This window comes from Mesorhizobium sp. M00.F.Ca.ET.216.01.1.1, assembly GCF_004010325.2.
Lineage (GTDB): Bacteria > Pseudomonadota > Alphaproteobacteria > Rhizobiales > Rhizobiaceae > Mesorhizobium.
Window position 1 is genome coordinate 1 of the sequence record NZ_SADR02000601.1, and the last position, 281, is coordinate 281.

1 protein-coding gene is annotated in these 281 nt (G+C 67.3%); it reads left to right on the forward strand.

What is annotated here, in order from left to right:
• The coding region (locus EN859_RS37615) for a DUF2849 domain-containing protein (protein ID WP_135913772.1) at positions 1 to 278 on the forward strand (278 nt) is incomplete at its 5' end.
• Positions 279 to 281: the final 3 nt, after the last annotated feature.

The following is a 281-nucleotide window of genomic DNA, read 5'->3' on the forward strand; positions in this document are numbered from 1 at the left end:
CGAACAGGCTCTCCGACGGCATCGCCGTCTGGTACGCCGATGGCGGCTGGGCGGAGACGGTCGGCCATGCGGAGATCGCGCATGACAAGGCGGCGGAGGACCGGTTGGAAGCGATCGGCGCCGCAGCCTACGCCAACAATGAGGTGGTCGACGTCAATCTGATCGACGCGGAAGTCGTCGACGGCGTCGTCGAGCCGGTGCGGTTGCGCGAGAAGATCCGCGCCGCCGGTCCCACTATTCGTGGCGATCTCGGCAAGCAGGCTATACGGGCGGCGTAAGCC